Annotated in this window: 11 protein-coding genes; 6 read left to right on the top strand and 5 right to left on the bottom strand. The window is 70.7% G+C overall.

The window, feature by feature from the left end; all coding sequences use genetic code 11:
- Positions 1 to 324: 324 nt before the first annotated feature.
- On the top strand, positions 325 to 1,029 hold the full coding sequence (gene gntA, locus ACGFNH_RS14900; RefSeq protein ID WP_393653517.1) for a guanitoxin biosynthesis heme-dependent pre-guanitoxin N-hydroxylase GntA: 705 nt from the start codon (positions 325 to 327) through the stop codon (positions 1,027 to 1,029).
- A 388-nt stretch (positions 1,030 to 1,417) separates the two neighbouring features.
- Here gntA and ACGFNH_RS14905 read toward each other — a convergent pair whose 3' ends face one another.
- From ACGFNH_RS14905 to ACGFNH_RS14915, 3 genes are all read right to left on the bottom strand, one after another.
- The gene (locus ACGFNH_RS14905) at positions 1,418 to 2,176 is read right to left on the bottom strand and encodes a sterol desaturase family protein (RefSeq protein WP_393653519.1); all 759 of its coding nucleotides are present in this window, start codon (positions 2,174 to 2,176) and stop codon (positions 1,418 to 1,420) included.
- 164 nt (positions 2,177 to 2,340) lie between these two features.
- A complete protein-coding gene (locus ACGFNH_RS14910; RefSeq protein WP_393653521.1) occupies positions 2,341 to 3,645 on the bottom strand; it encodes an alkaline phosphatase family protein in 1,305 nt (434 codons plus the stop codon).
- A 359-nt stretch (positions 3,646 to 4,004) separates the two neighbouring features.
- Positions 4,005 to 4,784, bottom strand: a complete 780-nt coding sequence (locus ACGFNH_RS14915; protein WP_393653523.1) for a nuclear transport factor 2 family protein — start codon at positions 4,782 to 4,784, stop codon at positions 4,005 to 4,007.
- A 352-nt stretch (positions 4,785 to 5,136) separates the two neighbouring features.
- On the opposite strand from ACGFNH_RS14915, the gene ACGFNH_RS14920 reads away from it, so the two are divergent.
- Positions 5,137 to 6,021 (top strand): helix-turn-helix domain-containing protein, encoded by an 885-nt coding sequence (locus ACGFNH_RS14920; protein ID WP_393653525.1) that lies wholly within the window; start codon positions 5,137 to 5,139, stop codon positions 6,019 to 6,021.
- Between the two features lie 314 nt (positions 6,022 to 6,335).
- Here the strand turns inward: ACGFNH_RS14920 and ACGFNH_RS14925 are convergent, their stop codons facing one another.
- On the bottom strand, positions 6,336 to 6,503 hold the full coding sequence (locus ACGFNH_RS14925) for a hypothetical protein (RefSeq protein ID WP_393653527.1): 168 nt from the start codon (positions 6,501 to 6,503) through the stop codon (positions 6,336 to 6,338).
- 240 nt (positions 6,504 to 6,743) lie between these two features.
- Here ACGFNH_RS14925 and ACGFNH_RS14930 point away from each other — a divergent pair, with 240 nt between their 5' ends.
- On the top strand, positions 6,744 to 8,159 hold the full coding sequence (locus tag ACGFNH_RS14930; protein ID WP_393653529.1) for an FAD-binding oxidoreductase: 1,416 nt from the start codon (positions 6,744 to 6,746) through the stop codon (positions 8,157 to 8,159).
- 155 nt (positions 8,160 to 8,314) lie between these two features.
- Here the strand turns inward: ACGFNH_RS14930 and ACGFNH_RS14935 are convergent, their stop codons facing one another.
- A complete protein-coding gene (locus ACGFNH_RS14935; RefSeq protein WP_393653615.1) occupies positions 8,315 to 9,595 on the bottom strand; it encodes a PAS domain-containing protein in 1,281 nt (426 codons plus the stop codon).
- Positions 9,596 to 10,025: 430 nt separating this feature from the next.
- Between ACGFNH_RS14935 and ACGFNH_RS14940 the strand changes: the two genes are divergently transcribed.
- Genes ACGFNH_RS14940 through ACGFNH_RS14950 form a run of 3 tightly spaced genes read left to right on the top strand, consistent with a single transcriptional unit; the run spans position 10,026 to position 14,691 of the window.
- On the top strand, positions 10,026 to 11,402 hold the full coding sequence (locus ACGFNH_RS14940) for an acetyl-CoA carboxylase biotin carboxylase subunit family protein (RefSeq protein ID WP_393653531.1): 1,377 nt from the start codon (positions 10,026 to 10,028) through the stop codon (positions 11,400 to 11,402).
- A complete protein-coding gene (locus ACGFNH_RS14945; protein ID WP_393653533.1) occupies positions 11,399 to 13,402 on the top strand; it encodes a PEP/pyruvate-binding domain-containing protein in 2,004 nt (667 codons plus the stop codon). Before ACGFNH_RS14940 ends, ACGFNH_RS14945 begins: the two co-directional genes overlap by 4 nt.
- Positions 13,399 to 14,691 (top strand): MFS transporter, encoded by a 1,293-nt coding sequence (locus tag ACGFNH_RS14950; protein ID WP_393653535.1) that lies wholly within the window; start codon positions 13,399 to 13,401, stop codon positions 14,689 to 14,691. Before ACGFNH_RS14945 ends, ACGFNH_RS14950 begins: the two co-directional genes overlap by 4 nt.
- Positions 14,692 to 14,953 lie beyond the last annotated feature (262 nt).

Raw genomic sequence — 14,953 nt, forward strand, 5'->3', positions numbered from 1 at the left:
GCTCCGCGATCATGCTCGGTACTCCCGCGCGGTGATCGCTCGGCAGCGCACACGATCGTCATCAAGGCCCGCCTTCCCCCTGGCGCGGTCATGCTGTCATCATGGGGCTCACCTGGGAATTTCGTTGATCGGCCTCGGGCCGTCACAATCACCCACGGACCTTCCCCAGTCTGCAGCGGACGGGGCCCCTTCCTGCGTACGGCGACAGTGACGTCGACGCTGCCCGCGGGGGCCCGGGTCGTTGCTGGTGGGGCGGGTGGTCATGGATACGAGAAGGAGATGATCTCCCTTCGAGGAGGCACGTAGGTGGAAGGAAGGCTGGCCATGTCTGCGACGGCGCGTGGTGAGGTCGAGGAGTTCATTCTGGGGGAGCAGTTCTCCTGCCTGGCGGGCCGCTCCGCCTGGCGACGTGGTGGCATCACACATCAGCACTACGACCTGCTGGGGAGTGAGTCGTCCGCGCGGCTGATGGCCTCCGATCTCGCGGAGTTCGTCGGCGCGGCAGACTGGAGCGCCCGGACGTTCACCAGCTTCGTCGCGACCTTCGAGCGGCCGCGCGGCGTGGACGAGCTCCGATTCGAAGAGCTGCTCTGGCAGCAGCTTCAACTGCTCCACGAGCAGGACGCGGAGGATCACCACTGGGCCGAGGGGTATTCGTCCGATCCCGATTCCCAGGAATTCGCCTTCAGCGTCGCGGGCCACCCCTTCTTCGTGATCGGCCTGCACGAGACCCACCGCCGGTGGGGGCGCCGACCTCCCTTCCCGATGCTGGCCTTCAACTCGCACGAGCAGTTCGACCGGATCAAGGGCGCCGGGATGTGGGACCGGCTTGCGGAGAAGATACGCAAGCAGGACATCAAGCTGCAGGGCGACATCAACCCCAATCTGTACGAGTACCAGGAGCTCTCCGAGGCCCGCCGCTACTCCGGTCGCCCCAAGTCCGCGGAATGGCAGTGCCCCTTTGCCGCCCGCGCCGCACGGGAGCCGGAACTCGACCTCGAGCTGGAGCTGTCCGTCTCCGCAGGCTGACGCCTACGAAGCCATGCGCCGCCGTCCTCCCCGCGCCACGCGGGAGGCGGCGGCTTGTTCGGCCGGTCCACGCTCCGGCGGGTGGTCTCCGGGCCGTGGACCGCGCCGTCCGCCGCGCGCCACGAGCAGCGCGCTCCGGCACCGTCCGCCCGCCCATCGGCCGTTCGCGGAAGTGCGTGCCCCTGAACCACTCCCGGCGCCCGGTCGCGCCGAAGGCCGGCGAAGAGGGCGCACAGAGGAGGCCGAAGGAAACGGGGTTCGCCGGAGCGGGGACGGGAGTTCGGCCCGCTACGGCGGGCAGCAGCCGCGGTCGTACGGCAGTCGTGGTCGTGCGGGCCCGCGGTCGTGCGGGCCCGCGGTCGTGCGGCACCGCGGTCGTGCCGTGGCGTTAGATCCCGTGCAAGTTCTTGGCCGTGGGCGACGTCGTGACCGTGGTCGCGTCGGGATAGGTGCCGAAGAGCCGGTCGGCGGTGGCCGTGGTGGTCACCGTGAACCAGTAGTGCTCGTTCTTGTAGTGGTGCAGCCGGTGGTTGCGCCAGATCGCCTTGTAGATCCTGCCGTTGGGCCGGTAGTCGGTGTGGATCAGATAGTGCGTCCACTCGTAGAGCAGCCCCACCGCCGTCACCGCCAGCATGAAGCTGAGCGCCTGGCCCGCCCTCGGGAAGGTGAGCAGGGAGACCGCGCCGTAGCCGGCCATCACGTACACCAGCGACTTCCAGGGGATGAAGAGCAGCGGGATGTCCCGCGGATCCGCGTGGTGCGCGCGGTGCTTCCTGGCCAGCGGCGAGTCGAGCGTGACGCCCCCCAGCCGCCGGGGCCGCCAGTGGAGGACGAAGACATGGATCAGCCACTCCAGGACGGGGAAGAGCGCGAACAGGACCAGCGGGGCGTACGCGTCGTCGGTACGCCAGTCACCGACGGCGAGACGTGCACCGGCCAGCACAGTGAGCACCGCACCGATCATCCACGGCGACGGGTAGCGCCAGAATTCCCCGGCGGCGGCGCGCAGCGTCACCCCGGTCCGGCGTGAGCCGGTGATCGCCGCCTCGTCCGCCCGGACGCGGGCCCGGGCACCCGCCTCGACGGCGGCTTCGGCGGCCTTTCTGCGTGCCCGCTGCTCCGGTCGGGCCTCCTGCCGTTGACTCAAGACCTCTCCTCCATACGACTTGATGCGGTCGGGACCGCTGGGGCGGGTACCGCGCGGTGCGGTGCGCGGTACCCATCCGGTCGGTGAACTGCGCCTTGCTGTCGGCGGACCCTGCGGCGCCGTCGTCGAACTCCCCGGTGCGGTGGGCGAGTTGCGGGGTTACGTCAGCCGACGTCGAAGCCCTGAGCCCGCGCGTGGTCGCGCAGCTCCGTCCATCCGTCGCCCTCGTGCGCATGGTCGTCCCGGGCACCGCCGCAGCCCGGCGACTCCACGGACGGCACGTCGTAGCGCGGAGGGGCCGTGGTGACCGGCGGGGTGGAGAAGTCCAACACCTCGGCCAGGTTGCGGGCCGCGGCGTCGCGGACGGTGAGCGGCTCCAGGCCGTACCGCCACTCGATCATCTTCAGCACCGACGCGTGGTCGTAGACGTCGTGCGCCACCCTGTTCCGGGCCCGCGGTGAGACGACCAGGCAGGGGACGCGGAAGCCGCGCAGTCCCGTGCCCAGGTCGGGGCGCGGGTCGGGACCCTCCGGGGGAACGACATGGTCGAAGAAGCCGCCCCACTCGTCGTAGTTGATGACGAGGACGGTGCGCTCCCAGTTCGGGCTCGATGTCACCGCCTCGTACACGCCGTTGAGGAAGTTCTGGCCGACGCGGATGTCGGAGTGCGGGTGCTCGTCGCCGCTCAGCCCGAGACTCGCGCCGAGGAAGCGGGGATCGACGAAGGACACCGCCGGCAGTCTGCCCGCGGCCGCGTCCGCCGTGAACGAGCTGTACTGGCGTGAGATGCCGAGGTACTTGGTCCCCCAGAGGGCGGTGAACGGGACGTCGCTGAAGTAGTACCGGCGGCTGATGTCCCGTTCGGCGAGCCTGTCCCAGATCGTCGGAGCCTTCACCAGGTCGAAGCTGTTGTGGACACGGTCCGTCTGCGCGGCGTGCTGGAAGATCCGGTTGGGGTAGGTCTCGGCCATCACGGCGGAGAAGTAGCGGTCGCAGACGGTCCAGTCGCGGGCCGCTCGGCCGGTGAAGCCCAGATCGGCCGCTTCGTAGTAGCCGATGGAGAAGACGTCGTTGCCGCCGGCGCGCAGCCAGCCGTCGCACGCACCGTTGTTGAGCTCCGTCCGGCCGCCCTCGTAGGAGTGGTCGGGGTCGGCGAAACCGCAGCCGGTGAAGGTGGTGAGGTGGTGCGTGCCGTGCTCGGCGCCGGCCGCGTCGGTGTAAGTGAGCCCGCCCTGCTTGCCGTCGGCCCCCGGCAGCCAGCCGAGGTAGTGATCGAACGAGCGGTTCTCCATCATCACCACGACGATGTGGTCGATGCCGGAGTCCTCGGGGGCGGGCAGGGCCGCCGGGGCGCCGCGCCGGTGGGTCTCGCCGGTGGCCGTTCCCGCGGCCAGGGTCCCGGCGGCCAGTGCCCCCGCCGCCGCGCTCGCTCCGGCGAGGAACGACCGCCGCTTCATGTGCTCGCCCATCCTGGTCCTCTCTGGATCAAATGGTGGGTTCGCCTCTGTCCGAGGCTTCGGGCCGAGGCCTGAGTGCAGCGGTCGTCATTGTCATGGTCCTGCCCTTGTATGGGGTGGGTTGTGACGACTTTTGAGTAGTGGTCAGGTGAAAGCGGCATGACGGCTGGTGGCGCAGGTGAGTAAGTGAGCGAGGGCCCCAGGGGGAGCCTTCGAGGACCGTGCGCCACGCGGGGCATGCAGGGCCGACGGGCGGGCGGACGCAGGGCGGGCGGGTCGCGGACACGCAGGACGGGCGGGCGCGAGGGCGTCCGTACGGGAACGCGAAAGGGGCCCGCTCCGCGCCGGAACGGGCCCCTGTCCTACGGGCGTCAGAACTTGCCGCTGTTGTTGGCCTCGGCCGCCGTGGGGACGGGTTCGGCGCTGTCCCAGTGCTCGACGATGAGTCCGTTCTCGAGCCGGAAGATGTCGAAGACGGCCATGGCAGTGCCGGCCCAGTCGACTTCGCTCAGTGCGACGACGAAGTTCCCCTGCCCGATGAGGCGGTGCACCTTGCCGTACGTGAGGGACTTCCCTTCGGCCGCGAGACCGGCCGTCAGCGCGGTGAATCCCTCGATTCCGTCCGCGACGTCGGGGCTGTGCTGGACGTAGGAGTCCGCGGAGACGAACTCGCCGATCCGTCCCGTCTCTCCGCCCTGGAGGACGACGGCAATGAACTCCGCGACCCTGGACTTGTTCTCCTCGGTCCGGCCGAGATCCGTGACCCGGGTTTCCCCGTCGGTCTGCGTGTGTCCCGAAGGGGTGGTCAGCCCGCCGGTCACGATGGTGTCCCAGTGCTCGACAATGCGGTCGTTCTCATCGGTGTCGAACAGGTCGGCCGTGACCCAGCGCGTGGATCCGCCGAGCGTCTGGGTCACGTGGAGAAAGACGTACGAGCCGTCCTCGATGGCCCGTACGACCTCGATCTCCCGTTGCGGATTGCGGTCCAGAAAGGACTCGAAGAAAGTACGGAATCCCTCCTTGCCGTCCGCGACGCCTGTGCTGTGCTGGGTGTAGCGGTCGCCGGTGTACCGGTCGAGGGCCCGCTGAATGCGGCCGTCGCGTATTCCTTCCAGGTACAGGCCCAGCGCGCTGTCGAGTTTGGCTGTCATGAGGTTTCGGTGTCCCTGAGCGAGTCGTCCGGCGGGTGGATCGGGTGGATCGGGTGGATCGGGTGGATCGGGTGGATCGGGCGGTTCGGATGGATCCGGGTGGATCGGGCGGTTCGGATGGCGTCCGGTCATTCCGGTGGGCGGTTCTGCGGGAAGTCCGGTAAGCGGTGAGGAGTTCTGCTTTCCTTGCCGCGTCGCGCAAAGAAGGCAGAAGGTGCTGAGGTGTTTTCCGGCCCCTTGCGCGGATCCTTCCGGGGCCCGCATTCCCTTGCCCCAGGCTAGGCGTGGACCCGGTGCGCGAACGGATACGCTGGTGACGCGCGATGGTCAAAATCGGACAGGAGTTGCCGCGATGATCCCCGAGCTGGCGTTCACCCCTCCCGTCGGCACCCCCGCCGGGGTCGAGGTCCTCTCGCTCGCCGAACTCCGCGCCCGCACCCGGCCCGGGCAACTGGCGGGCCCCAGCCGGCACGACTTCCACGTCCTGGTCACGCTCACCGACGGATCCCTCGGCCACACCGTCGACTTCGCCGGGTACACGCTCGAACCCGGATCATGGCTCTGGGTGCGGCCCGGCCAGGTTCATCAGTGGGGGGACACCACCCGCGCCGAGGGCACGCTGATCCTGTTCGAGCGGGATTTCCCCGATCCGGCCACGGCGGCCGCCGCCCGCCTCGACGAGCCGTACGCCCCGGCCGTACGGACACCCCACGCCGAGGAGGGCGAGGCACTGCGCGCCGCGGCCGACCATCTGGACCGTGAGTTCCATGGCGCCCTGCGGATGCCGGTCGACATGCACGTGGCGGTGCTGCGTCATCTGCTGGCGGTACTCGTGCTGCGCCTGGCGCATCCGGCCGGGCCCCCCGGCGGTACGGCGCCCGAACCCGGCACGGCGTACGCGCGCTTCCGGGACGCGGTGGAGCGGAGCTTCGCCGACACCCGCCGCCTGGAGGACTACGCGCAGACGCTCGGGTACTCCTCCCGCACGCTCTCCCGGGCCACGCTCGCCGCAGCCGGCGTGGGGGCCAAGGAGTTCATCGACCGCAGGGTCGTCCTGGAGGCCAAGCGCATGCTTGCCCACGGTGATCTGTCCGCGGCGCGGATCGCGGCGCAGCTCGGCTTCTCCAGTGCCACCAACTTCGGCAAGTACTTCCACAAGCACACCGGACGGACCCCGGCAGCGTTCCGCGACGGGGCCCGCGGGCGCCCGGCACCGCCCGGGGCGGGTGGTGTCTGAGGCCCCCGGGGCCGGGGCACGTATGGTCACGAGACGACACCGTCCGCGGGTGCAGGTGTGGGCCGGGCTGCGGGCAAGCGGCAATCCGTGAAGGCGACCCCGATTTCCGAATGACACTTCAGCCATGGTTCGTGTGTGCGTACGGTGGCTGTCATGAATGACAACGATCTCGAAAGAAACAAGTCCTCCGCAAAGGCCTTCTACGACCTGTTGTTCAACGTGTGCAAGCCGGCGGAAGCCTATGACACCTGCATCGGCGACACCTATGTCCAGCACAATCCGCTCGGCAGGGACGGAAGGCAGGATTTCGTCGACTACTTCGAGCGCATTGCCACCGAATTCCCCGGGAAACGCGTGGAGTTCAAGCGCGACATCGCGAGGGCCGGCACGTCGTCCTCCACTGCCACCAGATCTGGCCGGACCAGGAGTACGCCGGTATCGACATCTTCCGCTTCGACGACCAGGGCAGGATCGTCGAGCACTGGGACGTGCTGCAGCCCATCCCCGCCGACTCCACCAACCCGCACACGATGTTCTGAGCGACGGTTCCGGGCAGGCGGGCTCCGCCCCCCGGCCCCCTGCGTGCTCCGCCCCCGGCCTCCCGCATGAGGGCGGACCCGGCGCCCGCGTGCGGGCCCCACCCGGCCCGCCTAGCGTGGAGAGAAGGGGAGGGCAGCGGTGGCGAGAAGCGCTGCCGCTGAACCTGCGCACGAGGTGACGCCATGCCGGACACAGACCCTGCAACACCGCCGGTCATCGAGGAGCGGGCGCTGGTTGACCGCCTGCGCGCCGCGCTGCGCGGCGAGGTCATCGACCGCGAGCATCCCGGGTACGACGAGGCCCGGTGCGTATGGAACGGCGTGATCGACCGGCATCCCGCGGTGATCGCCCGGTGCACCGGTACCGCCGATGTCGTCGAGGCGGTGACCGTCGCGCGCGAGCTGCGCCCCGTCGTCTCCGTCCGCGGCGGCGGTCACCAGGTGGCGGGCAGCGCCGTCTGCGACGACGGGATGGTCATCGATCTGTCGCGGATGAAGGGCGTGTACGTCGACCCCGAGGCCCGGACCGCGCGCGTGCAGGCCGGGGTGACCTGGGGCGAACTCGACCGTGAGACACAGCTCTTCGGGCTCGCCACACCCGGGGGAGAGGTCTCGATCACCGGCGTCGCCGGGCTGACCCTCGGCGGCGGCATGGGGGTGACGATGCGCGCCTTCGGCCTGAGCTGCGACAACCTCCGGTCCGTCGAGATCGTCACGGCCGATGGCGCGGTGCGCACGGCCGATCACGAACGGGAGCCGGAACTGTTCTGGGCGGCTCGCGGTGGCGGCCGGGGCCTCGGTGTGGTCACGTCGTTCGAGTTCGAGCTGCACCCGCTGGGCCCCGAGGTCGCCACGGCCCAGGTCATCTACCCGTACGAGAACGCCGAGACCGTCGTGAGGAACTGGCGCGACGCCGCCCTGGCCTCCCCGGAGACGGTCTCTCCCGAACTCGCCCTCTGGAGCGTGCCGCCGGACCCGGCCCTGCCCGCGGAGCTGCACGGCCGGAAGGTCGTCTTCGTCGTCGGTGTCCACGCCGGGCCGCAGGGCCCGGAGGCGGATACGGCACTGGCGCCGCTGCGGCAGCTCGCCCCGCCGCTGGCCGATCTGAGCGGGCCGATGCCGTACGTCGTGGTGCAGAGCGCGCAGGACCCGATGTTCCCGTCCGGCGAGCGGTACTTCATGAAGTCGCACTTCGTCGACGAGCTGTCCGACGAGGCGATCAGGGCCGTGCTCGACAGCGACGCGCAGCGGCCGACCCCGCAGTCGCTGATCGTCTTCAGGACCCTGGGCGGCGCGATCGCCCGTGTCCCGGAGGACGACACGGCGTTCGCGCACCGGTCGGCCCGCTTCAACGTCAGCTTCGACGCCGGCTGGTCCGACCCGGCCTTCGACGCCACGGCGATCGGATGGGCCCGTGCGGCCTGGGACGCGATGAAGCCGTATTCCAGTGGAGGCGCGTACATCAACCTCGCCGGTCTGGGCGAGGACGCGGAGGAGTTGGTCGACGCCGTCTACGGGCCGCACGAGAAGCAGGTGGACCATACCCGTGCGACCTACGACCCCCAGGGCGTCTTCGCCCCGGCGGCCCGGATGCCCTGAGAGGGCCGCGCGCAACACCCCCGCCCCGCGCGGGCGGGGGTGTTCCGGGCGGTGACGGGTGTTCACCGTGCACGGGGTGGCGGGGTCATCGCGCGGGGGTGGCGACGAGCGTGACCGCTGCACGGGCGGCGGGGGCGGGTGGCGCCGGCGGCGCCTCAGGCGGTGCTCAGCCGGTGGTGCGCCGTGGCCGAACGCGGCGGCCACGCCTGGGGGTCGAGGATCCCCAGCACGTACGCGCGACTGATCAGGGCCGGGCGCGTGGGCGCGCCCAGGAGGTCGCGGAGACGGCTGAGGTGGTAGTCCACGGTCTGCCGTGACAGATGCAGGGACGCGGCGATCTCCGCGTTGCTCTGCCCGGCCGCCAGCAGCGAGAGGATACGTATCTGCGCCGGGGTGAGCGGCGGCAGCGGCTGGTGCGGCAGGCTCTGGTGGGTGAGAACGGCCCAGACTCTCTGGGCGCGTGACGGGGTGCGGCCCACGGGCGTGAGGAGCAGCTTGCCCCGCCACTGAAATCCACGCGCGTCGATGAAGGCCGCGCTGGTCCGTATGCGGCGCCGGCGGCGGGCGATGAGATCGTTCCAGCGGCTGTGCAGCGTGTCGACGTCGCCTTCGGTGGCGAGGAAGGTGTGGGCGGGGCGGCCGATGAGGTCGGGGACGGTGACATGGAGGAGGTCGGCGGCCGCCGTGCTGGCCTGCCGTATGCGGCCGCCCGCGGAGAGCAGGACGCAAGGCAGCCCGCTCTGGTCGCGGAGGGCCTGGAGGTCGGCCTCGACGGCGATGCGCTCGCTCAGGGTGCGGGTGTAGTCGGTGATGTCGGCGTAGATGCCCGCCACGCAGGCGCCGGACTCCTCCTTGACGGGGAAGCGGTGGCCCACGGCCTGGCCGGGCGAACCGTCGGGGTGGTGGTAGGTGAGGCTGTGGCGGACGGGCTTCCCGGCGTTCAGGACTTCGCGGTCCATGGCGAGGAACAGCGCGGCGTCCTCGGGGGAGTCCAGGTCGGTCACGGTGCGGCCGACGATGGCGTCCGGGGTGGTGTCGTAGAGGTGGGCGTACGCGTCATTGACCCAGAGGTAGCGGCCGTTCCGGTCGCGGATGAAGGCCGCGGCGGGGGCGAAGGCGGCGAACGCGTCGTAGCGCCTGCGGTCGGTGGCGCGCCCGGTGATGTCGATGGCCAGCCCCCGCAGACCGGCGAGGCTGCCGTCGGCGCGCCGCTGAGGGCATGCCGTCACATCGAAGACCTTGCCGCGGAACTGGGTCTGCCAGCGGCCGACTTCGCTCCCGCGAAGCATTTCGCACTCCTTCCGCACGCTCTCCAGGAACTGCCGGGCGGCGTCCGCGTCCTGGAGCGCGCCGCCCCCGCTGTCGATGAGCCGCATGTCCGGGCCTGCTTCCCACCAGGCCACGGGCATCTGTGCCAGAAGGGTGCCGAGGCTCATCTCGTCCAAAGGAGTGCCTCCTTGTGATACGGGTCGTTGCTGGTACCGAGGCGTGCCATCTCCATGGTGTCCAAACGTAATCCCGTCCAAGCGCGCCGGTCACCGGGGCCTGACGACATTACGCCACGTCAGGCGGGCGAACTCGCACTTCCGCGGCGGCAGTAGGAACTCGGGCATGAGCATGGCAGCTGACCGGAACGAGACACTCCAAGTCGCCCGCATTCAGGCATTTGCCTGAGTGTCCGTCATGTTCTCGACGACCACGGGCTGTTGCCGACTGATTCGCTTGAGTAGTCGGCGAAGCGGACGGGCTTCGCGGATGCGTGTCCCGGACACGTCCTTCGCGGACGTGCGCCGTGCGATGCGCCGTGGTCCGGAGAACCTCCGGATCGCCGACCTGTCGTCCCCCGGACCAAGGAGTCGGATTCCCATGAGCATCGTGCTGTTCGTCTACGCCAAAGGCGGGCCGCCGTTGGAGTACGCCCTGTCCAAGGCTGCCGCACAGGCAGAGGTGCACCTCCTCGCCCTGAGCGAACCCCCGCCCTCATCCAAGGACTCCTGCGCGCGTCTGTGCGCATCCGTCACCTACCCCTCCCCGCAGGGGCAGCAGGATCTCGTCGAACTGATCGTGGAACGCGCGAAGGACATCGGCGCCGACGCCGTCACAACGCTCTCGGAGTACGCCGTCGTCGCGGTCGCCGCCGCCTGCGCCGAACTGGGCCTCGCCGGGGCGGGTGCCAACAGCGTCCTCGCCCGCGACAAGCGGCTCATGCGCAAGACCTGGGAGCTGGGGGGAGTGCCGCAGCCGCGCTTCCGCCATGTCGTCACGGCCGACGACCTGGAGGAGGCGGCGCGCACCATACCCTTCCCGATGCTTCTCAAGGCGGCCTGGAGCGCGGGCTCGACGGCCCATCAGATCATCCTGGCGCCGGAGGACATGGACGCCGCATGGCAGCGCGCGCGGCGGGTCATGGCCGAGTCGAAGCAACTCGGGTTCGCCGAGCTCCATGTGGCCGACGCGGGCGAGGACTTCCTGGTCGAGGAGATCGTCCGGGGTACGCCCGAGGGCTGGTTCACCGAGGAGGGCTGGGGCGACTACGTCAGCGTCGAGGGCATCGTGGCCGACGGCGTCTACCACCCGGTCTGCCTCAGTGGGCGCCTCCCGACCGTCGCGCCGTTCACCGAGCGAGCGAGCATCACGCCCGTGTCGCTGCCCCGTACGGTCGAGGAGCGGATCGTCGAGCTGTCCCGCGCCGCGGTGGACACCCTCGGGCTGGAGAACTGCGGGACGCACACCGAGATCAAACTCGGCCGGGACGGGGAGATGTGGGTCATCGAGACCGCGGCCCGGTTCGGCGGCGCCATGACGGTCCCGCAGATCGAGGAGGTCTTCGGGCTCGATCTCATCGGCATGCTCACCGCGCATCTGCTCGGCCGTACGGTCCCCTGGCCGGCCTCCATCCTCACCCGCGAGGACTCCCGCGGTGCGGCGGGCTCGCTGGTCGTCCTCGCCGTGGACTCGCACGGCGATCCATGGCCCGATCGCAGGTTGTGGGACTTCCCCGCGGTGGACTGGCCGTCCCTGGTCAGCGACGGCAGCCGGCTGTCGGTGGTGAGCGAGCACTCCCTGACCGACGGCACCCCCGTGCCCGTCTACGACCCGTCCGCCGGTGCCAACACGATGGCCGCCCTGTGCCTGCTGAACGCGGTCGACCCGGTCACCGTCGTACGGGACTTCGAGGCGCTGGTCGACGCCATGCCCCGGGTGCTTCCGGCCGCCTCCGAGACCGAGGGGGGCCGGCGATGACGACGGTGCCCGCACGCCCGGGATCCGCTGACGCCGGGGTCGACTCCACGGTGATCGGCGAAAATCTGTCGCTGCCGATGTTCCGGCGCCTCTCCGGAGTCCTGGCCGGACACCCGTATCTCAAGGTCGTCGTCGACCGCGAACAGGCGACGTGGCACCTGCTGGACACGGCCGTCCACCCGTTCCACGTCAACTACATAGCCGTGTCGATCCTCGGCATGGACCTGGACGAACTCGACGCCCGGCTCGACGCGTTCAACGCCTCCGTCTACACCGACCCCGAGCGCCGCTTCCTGCTGGGCATCCTCTCGCTGCACACCGACGCCGAGAACGGCGACAGGCCCTTCCTCGTCCTGGAGACGACCGAGGCCGACACCATGCACGGCGCACTGCTGGAGGAGTTCTACACCTTCGTCCGCGAACGCCTCGACGGACGGCTCCCGTTGCTGCTCAAGCCCGCCAACCACCGCCAGGAGCAGGAGCTGACGGCGGTCAGCGACGTACGGGTGCCGCGGATCCTCAGCCACCAGCTCTTCGGCAACCGCACGCGCACCCCGCTCAACCCGGGCGAAGCCGTGGGCCGGCTGCGGTACTTCCGCTCCCCGGAGGAGTACCGGGAGGCCGCGGCGGGGCTGGGCTGGTCCGACATCGTCGCCATGGACTGCGTACCCGACGACGTGCCGCGCGTCGCCGGCTTCATCAACGCCGCCCCGATCACGCCCCTGTCGCACACCAATGTGCTGGCCTCGGGCTGGGGGATACCCAACGCGATCGTCCGCGACCTCGCAGGACTCGTCGAGCCCGAGGAACTCTCCGGCGCGTGGGTGCGCTACCGGGTACGCGAGGACGACATCTCGCTGACCCGCCTCAGCAGCCCGCCCCAACTGGAAGCCCCCTCCTGGCACCAGCAGCGCGTTCTGCTCGAACCGCCCCTGCTGGAGGACGCGCCCGCCCTCGCCCTGGACCGGCTGCGCCGCACCGACCGCGATCGGTACGGCACGAAGGCTGCCAACCTCGGCGAGCTCCACCACGTCCTGGACAGCCGTTCCGCCGATCTCACCGGGTTCTACGGGCAGCCCCGGCCGCCCCGTCAGAACCTCTACGGACATCTCGCCGCTCGCCTCGGCGCCCCCGCCAAGGACGCGGAAACCCTCCACCGGGCCGCGGCCGCATTCGTGGCCGGAACCGTCACGGCGCCCGACGGCGTCGCGCTGCCCTTCTCCCTCCAGCACCGATTCCTCACCTCCTCCGCGCCCATCCAGCAGGCCATCGGGAAGCTGAAGATGGCCCTGGAGCTGGAGGCCACCGATCTGGTGGATCCGCTGTGTCTGCACCTGCAGAACCTGATCCGCAACACGCCCATGCCGGAGGAGGTCACGCGCCAGATCGTCCAGGCCTTCCCCGCCCATCTGAACCCGGGCAGCCGCCTGGTGGTGCGGTCCTCCTCCAACGCCGAGGACCTGCCCGGCTTCTCCGCGGCCGGCGTCTACGACTCCATCACGGCCGTGTCCGGTACGGACGAACTGCTCGCCGCCGTACGCCAGGTGTGGGCCTCGCTGCTCACCCCGCGCAGCGTCCATCTGCGCCGCCAGTCCGGCATCTCCGTGGACGACACCTACATGGGCGTGATCATCCAGCGGTACACGCCGGCCGCTCTCGGCGGCGTGCTGGTGACCTGCAACCCCACCCAGCGCGAGGACTTCCGCAACGTCTACCTCAACTGCGCGCCGGACTCTCCGGAGAAGGTGGTCGAGGGCGCGGTGCTGCCGCTGCAGTACCTCTACAACACGGTGGAGGGCGGCGGCCGTACGGTCGGACTCGGTTCGGCCACCGAGGATCTCCCCGCGGACTCCCGGGACCGGCTGGCCGATCTCGCGCTGACCGGGCGGCTGTTGCAGTCCCACTTCAGCGGCGCCGACGGCGGCCCCCTGGACATCGAGTGGCTGATGACGGACGAGGGAGGCTTCCGCCTCGTCCAGATCCGCCCCTACGCGCTGTGAGCGGGGGGCTCCTGCGACGCGCCGGGACATCCGCGCGGAGCGAGGTCCCGGCACCGGCGCGCCGGATCATCGCGCTCAACAACGGGTTCCAGCTGCTGTTCAACCTGTTGTGGTGGATGCCGGTCTTCTACGCGTACCAGCGTCAGGCCGGGCTCTCCGACGCGGAGATCTTCGGCATCCAGAGCATCTACTACGTGGCGTTCTGCCTCTTCGAGATCCCCACCGGACTCGTGGCCGACCGCATCGGCGCCCGGAACTGCCTGCGGATCGGCGCCGTGGTGATGACCGCGGCCAATCTGACGCCCGTACTGTCGCCCGACTACGGCGGCTTCCTCGTCCACTTCCTGCTCATCGCGGCGGGGCGCTCGCTCACCTCGGGCGCGGCCAGCGCGTATCTGTACGACGCGCTGCACGTCCACGGGGCGGGGGAGCACTACCTGCGGGCCGAGGGGACCTCGCGGGCGCTCGGGCTCGCCGCGAAGGTCGTGTGCTGGCCCCTGGTCGGGCCGTTGATGGCCCTGGCGCACCCGGCTCCGTACCTGCTGAGCGCCGTGAGTGCGGCGGCGTCGCTGGGCTGCGTCCTGGCGCTGCCGCGACTGGTCTCCCGGCCGGGCCGGCTGCCGGGGAAGGAGCGCGGCGAGATCTGGAAGGAGGCGCGGACCGCGGTGCGCTGGGCGTGCACCACACCGTGGCTGGCGCTGGTCATGGTGCAGGGCGTGGCGGTCTTCACCCTGTCGCGGATCTGCCAGGTGAACCTCTTCCAGCCGATCCTCATGGCCGAGGGCGTTCCCGAGGCGTCGCACGGCGGGATCCTGGCCGCCATGACGGTCGCCGAGGCCATCGCCTCGGCCCGCCCTCAGTGGATGGGCCGGCGCCTCGGCGCGGTGAATCTGGTCTCGCTGCTCAGTGTGGTGATGGCCGTGGCGCTGGCGGCCATCGCGCTCGGTGGCGCGGTCTCCGTCGTGGCGCTGCTCTGTGTGTTCGCCGCGGCCACCGGCTTCGCGTACCCGATCCAGCGGAAGCTGATCAACGACGCGATCCCGCGCGAGGCGCCGCGCGCCACCCTGCTCTCGATCGAGAGCATCGTGGACCGGGCGGTGTGCGCCCTGGCGGCGGTGGCGGCCGGTGCGTATCTGGCGGCGGACCGGCTGGACGCGTTGCTGTGGCACAGCGCCGTGGTCACGGGCGTGGTGATGCTCGGCGTCCATCTCGTCCTGCTGCGCAGGAGGCGATCGGATCATCGGCCGGACGTTGCACCGCTCAGGGGCAGGGTCTCCACGAAGGGGTGACGGCGGCGCGGTTCGACGCGCCTCACCGCGGGCTCGTCCGGAGCGGCCGCCAGACTGCACACCGCCATGGATCACTGCGCTCGTGAGGTGGGTGTGCGATGACGTCGGTCAGCAGACGACGGCTTCTGAAGGGCGGTGGGGGCCCCCCCGCGGGGGGGGGCGCCCCCCCCCCCCCCCCCGGGGGCGGGGGGGGGCCCCCCCCCCCCCCCGGCCCCCCCCCCGCCCCCCCCCGCGCCCGCCCCGCCCCCCCCCCCCGCCCCCC

Origin of the sequence: Streptomyces sp. NPDC048639 (assembly GCF_043199075.1) — a bacterium.
In the GTDB taxonomy this organism is placed as follows: domain Bacteria; phylum Actinomycetota; class Actinomycetes; order Streptomycetales; family Streptomycetaceae; genus Streptomyces.

Coding starts and splice junctions, on each gene's coding strand:
- gntA (WP_393653517.1), top strand. CDS start 325: ATGTCTGCGACGGCGCGTGGTGAGGTCGAGGAGTTCATTCTGGGGGAG.
- ACGFNH_RS14910 (WP_393653521.1), bottom strand. CDS start 3,645: ATGGGCGAGCACATGAAGCGGCGGTCGTTCCTCGCCGGAGCGAGCGCG.
- ACGFNH_RS14915 (WP_393653523.1), bottom strand. CDS start 4,784: ATGACAGCCAAACTCGACAGCGCGCTGGGCCTGTACCTGGAAGGAATA.
- ACGFNH_RS14920 (WP_393653525.1), top strand. CDS start 5,137: ATGATCCCCGAGCTGGCGTTCACCCCTCCCGTCGGCACCCCCGCCGGG.
- ACGFNH_RS14930 (WP_393653529.1), top strand. CDS start 6,744: ATGCCGGACACAGACCCTGCAACACCGCCGGTCATCGAGGAGCGGGCG.
- ACGFNH_RS14935 (WP_393653615.1), bottom strand. CDS start 9,595: ATGAGCCTCGGCACCCTTCTGGCACAGATGCCCGTGGCCTGGTGGGAA.
- ACGFNH_RS14940 (WP_393653531.1), top strand. CDS start 10,026: ATGAGCATCGTGCTGTTCGTCTACGCCAAAGGCGGGCCGCCGTTGGAG.
- ACGFNH_RS14945 (WP_393653533.1), top strand. CDS start 11,399: ATGACGACGGTGCCCGCACGCCCGGGATCCGCTGACGCCGGGGTCGAC.